Annotated in this window: 4 protein-coding genes and 1 pseudogene; 4 read left to right on the top strand and 1 reads right to left on the bottom strand. The window is 72.2% G+C overall.

Annotated features, from left to right (window positions below):
- From MXD61_RS04990 to wecB, 4 genes and pseudogenes are all read left to right on the top strand, one after another.
- Positions 1-451: pseudogene (locus MXD61_RS04990) on the top strand (O-antigen polysaccharide polymerase Wzy); the annotation flags it as partial.
- Between the two features lie 88 nt (positions 452-539).
- On the top strand, positions 540-2,705 hold the full coding sequence (locus MXD61_RS04985) for a glycosyltransferase (RefSeq protein ID WP_248811675.1): 2,166 nt from the start codon (positions 540-542) through the stop codon (positions 2,703-2,705).
- Between the two features lie 304 nt (positions 2,706-3,009).
- Complete coding sequence (locus tag MXD61_RS04980; RefSeq protein WP_248811674.1) at positions 3,010-5,793, top strand: aconitate hydratase; 2,784 nt, start codon at positions 3,010-3,012, stop codon at positions 5,791-5,793.
- A gap of 325 nt (positions 5,794-6,118) precedes the next feature.
- Complete coding sequence (gene wecB, locus MXD61_RS04975) at positions 6,119-7,528, top strand: non-hydrolyzing UDP-N-acetylglucosamine 2-epimerase (protein WP_248811673.1); 1,410 nt, start codon at positions 6,119-6,121, stop codon at positions 7,526-7,528.
- A gap of 43 nt (positions 7,529-7,571) precedes the next feature.
- On the opposite strand, the gene MXD61_RS04970 is transcribed toward wecB, so the two are convergent.
- The gene (locus MXD61_RS04970) at positions 7,572-8,387 is read right to left on the bottom strand and encodes an inositol monophosphatase family protein (RefSeq protein ID WP_248811672.1); all 816 of its coding nucleotides are present in this window, start codon (positions 8,385-8,387) and stop codon (positions 7,572-7,574) included.
- Between the last annotated feature and the right edge of the window lie 354 nt (positions 8,388-8,741).

Here is an 8,741-nt window from a genome sequence, read left to right as displayed (position 1 = left end):
GTATACGCCCCCGACCCTGCGGGGGCGGCGCCCCGGCGGAAGCGCCCGGGGCTCCCCCCCCTGCTCCCGCCCGCGGCGGCGGGCGGGGGGCCGCGCGGCCCACGCGGGTGGTCTGCCCGCGGGTGACCGTCCGGGCCGGGCGCGGCGCACAGCGGCGCCCCCCACGGTCGGCGCGCCGCTGTGGCTGCCGCGACCCCGGGAGGGAGAGTTCTACCAGTACGCCTTCACCCCGGCGGGCCTCGCCGCCGAACTACGGGCGGTCGGGTTCGAGGCGGTACGTGCCCATCCCTACGGCGCGCTCGCGACGGTCCTGGAGTTCACCACGGCCGGTCGGGCCCTGGCCGCCCGGGTGGACCGGGGCCGGCTGCGGCCGCTGGAGGCCGGCCTGGACCTTCTTGGTGCCCCACGGCTGGCCGGCCGCGCCTGCCTGTGGGTCGCCCGGCGGCCGTGATCCGAAGCGCGATCCAAGGCACAAGGGTCGGGGGACCCGCGCGCGACGGTGGCGCGGACGCTGCGTTGATCCTGGGAGGACCCACACAATGAAGATCGCCACGCTGGTCAAGACCGGAGACGGTCCGCTGTGGATCATCCCACAGGTGCTCGCCGCCCGTGCCGTCGGCGACGAGGTGGTCGTGCTGCTGCCGGCCCCCCATCACCGCGACAGCCGCGTCGCCCGGGAACTGGCCGACCACGGCGTCCCCGTGGTCGAAAGTCCCGCACCGCTGGCCGGCGCGTCGCTGCCAGCGCAGCTGGCCGCCGTCGGACGGCTACGCACGACCCTGCGTGACCTCGACGTGGACGTCGTGCACTACCACCTGTACGCCTCGGCGCTGGTCGTGCGGCTGGCCACACTGGGTACCCCGATCACCCGCGTGCACATGGTCGCCGGACCCCTCTACCTGGACAACACGCTGATCCGCCGGGCCGAACGGGTGCTGTGCCGCCTCGACCACCTGCTGATCGCCAGCAGCGCGGACATCCGGAACCGGTACCAGGCCCTCGGCCTGCCCGCACACCGCATCCGCACGTACCCCTACGGCGTCGACCTCGACCACTTCAGCCCCGCACCGCCCGAACGGCGTCGCGCGGCCCGCACCGACCTCGGCTTCGACACGGACGAGTTCGTCGCCGTCTGCGTCGCCTACTTCTACCCACCCAAGCGGCTGGTGCATCCGGGCCGGGGCGTCAAGGGGCACGAGGTCCTGCTCGAGGCATGGTCCCGGTTCGTCGAACGGGGCGGCCGAGGCACCCTCATCCTGCTCGGCGGCGGATACGGCGAGGCCGGTGAGCGCTACCGCGACCAGCTACGGGCCACCTGGGCGTCGCGGCCCGGCGCCGACCAGGTCCGCTGGGTGGACAGTGTCCTGGACGTCCGGCCGTTCTACGCGGCCGCGGACGTCAACGTGGTGTCCTCCTGGTCGGAAGGTTACGGCTCCGGACAGGAGGCGACCGCCTGCGGCGTGCCCACGGTGGCGACCGCCGCCGGCGGGCTGCCCGAGGTCGTCGACGACGAGACCGGCTGGCTGGTCGACCTCGGTGACGCCGCCGCCCTGGCCGAGGCCCTGCTCGACGCCGCCGCCAGCCGCGGCACCCCGGCCGCCGGCCGCCGCGCCGAGGCCACCCGCCGCCGCGCCGAGCAGATGTTCGACCGTCGCCTGCTCAGCCAGGACATCGTCGCCGCCCTGCACACCGCCGCCACGAACCGGTCAGCCGCGGCCCGCCCGACCGCCACCGCGTTCGACCGGCTGCGCGCCGCCGTGCCCGCCCCCCGACGTCCAGCGAGAAGGCGTCAGGCCACCCCCGCCTCCACCGCCGCTTCCGTCTCCGGCTCTGCTCCCGTCTCCACCGCTGCTTCCGGTTCCACCGCTGCTTCCGGTTCCGGCGCCTCGGCCGCGGGGCTGTCCCTGCTGCGGCTGCTGCCCGGGCTGCCGCGGCGGGTGGTGTGGGCGGCGTATCGCAGCTATCTGCTGCGCACCGATCCGGTTCGCTACGCGCGGCGGATCGGGGTGCGGATGGGGGAGGACTGCCGGCTGGTCGAGATCACCCCGGCCACGTTCGGCACCGAGCCGTACCTGATCAGGCTGGGCCACCGGGTCGGCATCGCCGGCGGGGTCCGGTTCATCACCCATGACGGCGCGGTGACCCGACTGCGCCGGGAGCATCCCGACATCGACGTGGTCGCGCCGATCCGGGTGGGCGACGGCGCCATGATCGGGTTGAACGCCGTCATCATGCCGGGCGTGACCATCGGCGCCGATGTCCTCGTCGCCGCCGGCGCCGTGGTGATGCGGGACATCTCCGCCGGCAGCGTCGTCGCCGGCGCGCCCGCTCGGGTCATCTCCGACATCGAGCAGTGGGAGCGTCGTGCCCTCGCCCGATCGGTGGGTACCGGGCGGATGAGCCCGAGCCGCAAGCGGGAGGTGTTCCTGGCCCGCTTCGCCGCCCAGCTCGACGCCGATCTGGACGCGGCCCCCACCGCCGACGCGTCGCCGACACCGACACCGGCTCCGGCGACGGCGTCGACGACAGCTGCGACGTCCCCCTCGAAAGTCGCGGTCGGGACAGCTGACCGCCCCGCTGCCGAGACAGCTCCGGAAACGGGCCCACGAGCAGGTGAGGGAGCGGAGTCGGGAGCGGGGCAGGAGCCCGCGGCCAAGGCGAAGCGGGGACGGAAGCCATCTGATATCGTTAGCGTTGCTAAGTAAATGACGAGAGGTTCGCCCCGCTCGAGGTAAGGTCGGCTCGCCCGCCGCGGCGAATGGCACAATTCGGCCAACGATCGGTCGATCAGGCCCGTCGGTTGTGTCACAGGCCCTCAGCAGCGATGCCTCCCGGCGGGAAATGCCAGGATGGACCCAGAGCCGGCCGAGGATGGCCGACGCCGAGAGCGGCCCTGCGTCACGGGTTCCCCGCCGGCGGCGTCGCCATGGCGTTGCCGCAGGGGCGTGGCCATGGTGGCGAACCCCGCTGCCCGTGGGTGACGGGCGGCGGGTGACGAGGAGGAGAACGATGGACAGCTTCGGCAGTACCGGATCGCTCGCGGTAGGTGACCGCACCTACACGATCAGGCGGCTGGACGCGGTGCCCGGGGCCGATCGACTCCCCTACAGCCTCAAGGTGCTGCTGGAGAACCTCCTGCGCACCGAGGACGGCGCCAACATCACCGCGGACCACGTCCGGGCGCTGGCGAACTGGGACCCGTCGGCCGCACCGAGCCAGGAGATCCAGTTCACCCCAGCCCGGGTGATCATGCAGGACTTCACCGGTGTTCCCTGCGTGGTGGACCTCGCCGCGATGCGCGAGGCGATGGCCGCGCTCGGCGGTGACCCGGCGAAGATCAACCCGCTGGCACCGGCCGAGCTGGTGATCGATCACTCGATCATCGCCGACCACTTCGGTCGGCAGGACGCCTTCGAGCTCAACGCGACCCTCGAGTTCGGCCGCAACCGGGAGCGCTACCAGTTCCTGCGCTGGGGCCAGGCGGCGTTCGACAACTTCACCGTCGTCCCGCCGAACACCGGCATCGTGCACCAGGTCAACCTGGAGTACCTGGCCCGCGTCGTGTTCACGAAGGACACCCCCGAGGGCACCCTCGCCTACCCGGACACCCTGGTCGGCACCGACAGCCACACCACGATGATCAACGGTGTGGGTGTGCTCGGCTGGGGCGTCGGCGGCATCGAGGCCGAGGCCGCGATGCTCGGCCAGCCGGTCAGCATGCTCATCCCGACCGTTGTCGGGTTCAAGCTCACCGGCGAACTGCCCGTCGGCACCACCGCCACCGACATGGTGCTGGTCATCACCGAGATGCTGCGCAAGCACGGTGTCGTCGGCCGGTTCGTCGAGTTCTACGGCGAGGGCGTGGCGAACCTGCCGCTGGCCAGCCGGGCGACCATCGCCAACATGAGCCCCGAGTACGGCTCCACCTGTGCGATCTTCCCGGTCGACGGCGAGACGCTGAACTACCTGCGGCTGACCGGGCGTCCCGCCGAGCGGGTCGCCCTGGTCGAGGCCTACGCCAAGGAACAGGGCCTCTGGCTCGACCCGAGCTTCGAGGCCGACTACACCACCACCCTTGAGCTCGACCTTTCCACCGTGGTGCCGTCACTGGCCGGCCCGAAACGACCGCAGGACCGGGTGCCGCTGTCCATCGCGAAGGCCGCCTTCCGCACCGCGCTGCCCACCTACGCCAAGGCCACCGTCCTCGCGAACGGCGGCGCCGACGAGGCCGACGCCGAGTCGTTCCCGGCCTCCGACTCGGCCACGGCCTTCGCCGACAAGCCGTCGGACGCCCCGGTGTCGGTCAACGCGGTCGCCGGCCCCGTCGCCGACCGTCCGTCCCGGCCGACGGCGGTGACCCTGGCCGACGGCACCGTCGTCGAACTCGACCACGGCGCGGTCGCGATCGCCGCGATCACGTCCTGCACCAACACGTCCAACCCGCAGGTCATGATCGGCGCGGCCCTGCTGGCCCGCAACGCCGTCGAGAAGGGCCTGACCCGCAAGCCGTGGGTGAAGACCACCCTGGCCCCGGGCTCCAAGGTCGTCATGGACTACTACAACCGGGCCGGGCTCGTGCCCTACCTGGACAAGGTCGGCTTCAACCTGGTCGGCTTCGGCTGCACGACCTGCATCGGCAACTCCGGCCCGCTGCCCGACGAGATCAGCGCCGCGGTCAACGAGGCCGACCTCGCGGTGGTCAGCGTCCTGTCCGGCAACCGTAACTTCGAGGGCCGGATCAGCCCCGACATCAAGATGAACTACCTGGCGTCCCCGCCGCTGGTCGTCGCCTACGCGCTGGCCGGCACGATGGACATCAACCTCGACACCGACCCGCTGGGCACCGGTTCGGACGGCCAGCCGGTGTACCTGCGCGACATCTGGCCGAGCGAGGCCGAGGTCACCGCGGTCGTCGCCGACGCCGTGCAGGCGGAGATGTTCGAATCCGACTACGCCGACCTCTCCGGGGACGAGCGCTGGCAGGCGCTGCCCATCGGCGACGGCGGCGCGGTCTCCCAGACCTTCGGCTGGGTATCCGACTCCACCTACGTCCGTCACCCTCCGTACTTCGAGGGGATGGCGGCCAAGCCCGAGACCCGCACCGACATCGTCGGCGCCCGGGTCCTCGCCCTGCTCGGCGACTCGGTCACCACCGACCACATCTCACCCGCCGGCAACATCAAGAAGGACTCGCCGGCCGGCCGCTACCTCACCGAGCACGGTGTCGCCCCGCTCGACTTCAACTCCTACGGCTCGCGGCGCGGCAACCACGAGATCATGATCCGTGGCACCTTCGCCAACATCCGGCTGCGCAACAAGCTCGTCCCCGGGGTCGAGGGCGGCGTGACCCGCCACCTGCCGGACGGCGAACAGCTCGCGATCTACGACGCCGCCCAGAAGTACGCCGCCGAGGGTGTCCCGCTGGTCATCCTCGCCGGCAAGGAGTACGGCTCGGGTTCGTCGCGTGACTGGGCCGCCAAGGGCACCTCGCTGCTCGGCGTGCGCGCCGTCATCGCCGAGTCCTACGAGCGCATCCACCGCTCCAACCTGATCGGCATGGGCGTGCTGCCGCTGCAGTTCCCCGAGGGCCAGTCGTACGAGTCGCTCGGCCTCACCGGTGAGGAGACCTTCACCATCACCGGTCTGGCCCACGTGGACGAGAAGACCCCGACCATCACCGTCCAGGCCGGGGACACGTCCTTCGAGGCCGTCGTGCGCATCGACACCCCCGGCGAGGCGGAGTACTACCGCCACGGCGGCATCCTGCTCTACGTCCTGCGCTCGCTGCTCTAGTCGCGCCACCGGCGCCACCGGCGCCACCAGCGCCGTCAGCTCCGTCAGTCCGCCCGGCCCCGGCCGCGGGAGAGTCGTCTCCCCCCCCCCCGGGGCCGGCGCGGGGCGCCGCGCCCGCCCGCCCGCCCCGGCGGGGGGTCGCGGGGACCCCCGCCGGCCGGGGCCGGGCGCGTTCACCGGACCGGCCAGGAGTGCTTCGAGTTACCAGATAGATACGTAGGGTGATAGCTTTCTGGGTGACGGCTGCGGTCGGCGTGGGTGTCCGGATCGAACGGGTGCGACCGTGATCGTCGGTGACGATCCGTGCGTCCAAGATGATCTGCGCGTGCCGGGGGGAGTCCGTATGCCCAGCGAGACGTCGGCGTTGGCGAGGGAGACGTCGGAGCAGACGGGGCCGTCCGTGCCCACGGTGCCCTCGGCGCCGCCGAGTGCTCGCTCCACCCCCCTGGTGCCACAGCCCAGCGGACCGCGGCTGCGGCGCGCCCCGATCGGAGTGGCTCGCCCGGCGGTGGCGATACCGAAGTCGTCCGGGCCGGTGGAAGGCCGGCTGAAGGTGCTGGTGGTGGTGGGCACCCGCCCGGAGGTGGTGAAGCTCTCCCGGGTGCTCGCGGCACTGGACCGGGCCGTCGACCTGCGGCTGGTGCACACCGGGCAGAACTACGACCACGAGCTCTCGCAGATCTTCTTCGACGAACTCGGCGTGCGCCGCCCCGATCACACCCTGGACGTCGCCGGCGCCACCCCGGCGGAGACGATCAGCCGGCTGATCGGTCAGATCGACCCCGTGCTCGCGGCCGAGGCGCCGGACGCCGTGCTCATCTACGGCGACACCAACACCTGCTACGCGGCGATCGCGGCCAAACGCCGCCGGATCGCGGTGTTCCACCTCGAGGCCGGCAACCGCTGCTTCGACGAACGGGTCCCCGAGGAACTCAACCGCCGGGTCGCCGACCATCTCAGCGACGTCCATCTCGCCGCGACCGAACGCGCCCGCGGCCATCTGCTCGCCGAGGGTCGCCCGACCGAGCGTGTCTTCGTCGTCGGCTCGCCCGTGCGGGAGGTGCTCACCCACTACGCGCCGCTGATCGACACGTCCACGGTGCTCGCCACCCTCGGTGTGCAGGTCGGACGGTATCTGGTCGCGAGTGTCCACCGGGAGGAGAACACCAACCGGCCCGAGGCCCTGCACGCGCTGGTGGAGTCGCTCAACCGGCTCGCCGTCCGATACCGGCTGCCCGTGATCGTCTCCACGCATCCACGCACCCGGGACCGGCTCGCCGAACTACGCCGCGCCGGACGGGCTCCACTCGTCGACGATCGGATTCGGTTCTGCCGGCCGTTCGGATTCAGCGACTACATCGCGTTGCAGCGAGCCGCCCTGTGCGTGCTGTCCGACAGCGCGGCCCTGACCGAGGAGGCATCGCTGATCGGATTTCCGGCGGTCCTCGTCCGGGACGCCCATGAACGCCCCGAGGGAATGGACCGCGGCGTGCTGGTGTCCAGCGTGCTGCACCCCGACCGCATCCGTGCCGCGGTGGAACTCGTCGTCCGTGAGGCCGAGAGCGACCGCCGCCCGCGCATCGTCGCCGACTACGCCGCGGACGATGTCTCCCGCCGCGTCGTGCACATCCTCGTCAGCTACGTCGACCACATCCGCCGAACCGTCTGGTTCGACGAGCCGCCACTGCCCGCGGGCCCGACCCCCAGCACGGCGACCCCCGCCGAGAGCTTCTGATCCGGCGGTCCCGGTCGGTCAGTCGGTCAGTCGGTCGGTCCGGTCAGTCGCGGTCGGCGCGGGGGTCCTCGGCGAGCAGATCGGTCAGCGGACCGAACAGAGCCGGCGGGGCGGCGACGACGAGATCCTCACCGGCGCGGCGCCCCAGCAGACCGCCGACCCGAAGCCCGGCCTCGGCGGCCACCAGAGCGCCGGCCGCGTGGTCCCACGGCTTCAGACCGCGCTCGTAGTAGGCGTCGAGGACACCCTCGGCCGCCGCGCACAGGTCCAACGAGGCCGCACCCATCCGGCGGATGTCACGAACCCGCGGCACCACCCGGGTGAGCACCGCGACCTGCGCGGTCCGGCGGGCGACGGTGTACCCGAAACCGGTCGCGACCAGAGCGCGGCTGAGCTCCGTCTCGGTGGAGCCGGTCAGGACACTGCCATCACGCAAGGCCCCACCGCCACGGGTGGCGGTGAAGGTGGTGCCCGCCCCGCCCAGCGCGGGGGCGTGCACCACGCCGGCGATGACCTCGCCGTTCACCTCGGCGGCGATCGAGACCGCCCAGTTCGGCAGCCGGTAGAGGTAGTTGACGGTGCCGTCGAGCGGGTCGACGATCCAGCGCACCCCGGTGGAGCTCGCCGAGTCGGCCCCCTCCTCACCGAGCAGCCCGTCGCCGGGGCGCAGCTCACCGAGCCGACGTGCCACCAGCGCCTCGGACGCCCGGTCAAGCGCGGTGACGACATCGGTGGGCGACGACTTCGTCGACTCGGCCGCCACCGTCCCCTCGCGGCCCCGGGCAAGCAGCTCCCCGGCCTCGCGGGCGATCGTCAACGCGACGTCAAGCAGGATGTCCGGATCGGGCAGGTCGCTCATCGCGGGTCGCTCCATGCTGTTGGAAGATCAGACAGTGGGTGGGGATGTCGCGGTCCACGGGCCAGGTGGGTCGCGACCCTGGATCCCGATGCCCTGGATCCCGACCCCGGGCCGAGACCCCGGGCCGAGGGGAGGAGGAGCACACTCATCCTGCCAAGTCGGCGGCGAACAGGGATCCGGAGCCTCACCTCCTCACCTCCTCACTTCCTCGCCAGTCCCTCGGCAGGTCACGGCGCTCTCGGCAGGACCCGATCATGACCATGACCTGGTGAGGCCCCCTCCGACGCACATACGCGACCGCGGGTGGGGCAGATGGGGCAGGCGGGTTGGGCGGGTTGGGCGGGTTGGGCGGGT

This window comes from Frankia sp. AgPm24 (genome assembly GCF_023243055.1).
GTDB lineage: Bacteria > Actinomycetota > Actinomycetes > Frankiales > Frankiaceae > Frankia > Frankia umida.
The sequence above is the reverse complement of the archived record's forward strand: the minus strand, read 5'-3'. Positions and strand labels throughout refer to the sequence as shown.

Bases quoted from the DNA above. Each gene is read 5' to 3' on its own strand.
- MXD61_RS04985 (WP_248811675.1), top strand. From the start codon at position 540: ATGAAGATCGCCACGCTGGTCAAGACCGGAGACGGTCCGCTGTGGATC.
- MXD61_RS04980 (WP_248811674.1), top strand. From the start codon at position 3,010: ATGGACAGCTTCGGCAGTACCGGATCGCTCGCGGTAGGTGACCGCACC.
- MXD61_RS04970 (WP_248811672.1), bottom strand. From the start codon at position 8,387: ATGAGCGACCTGCCCGATCCGGACATCCTGCTTGACGTCGCGTTGACG.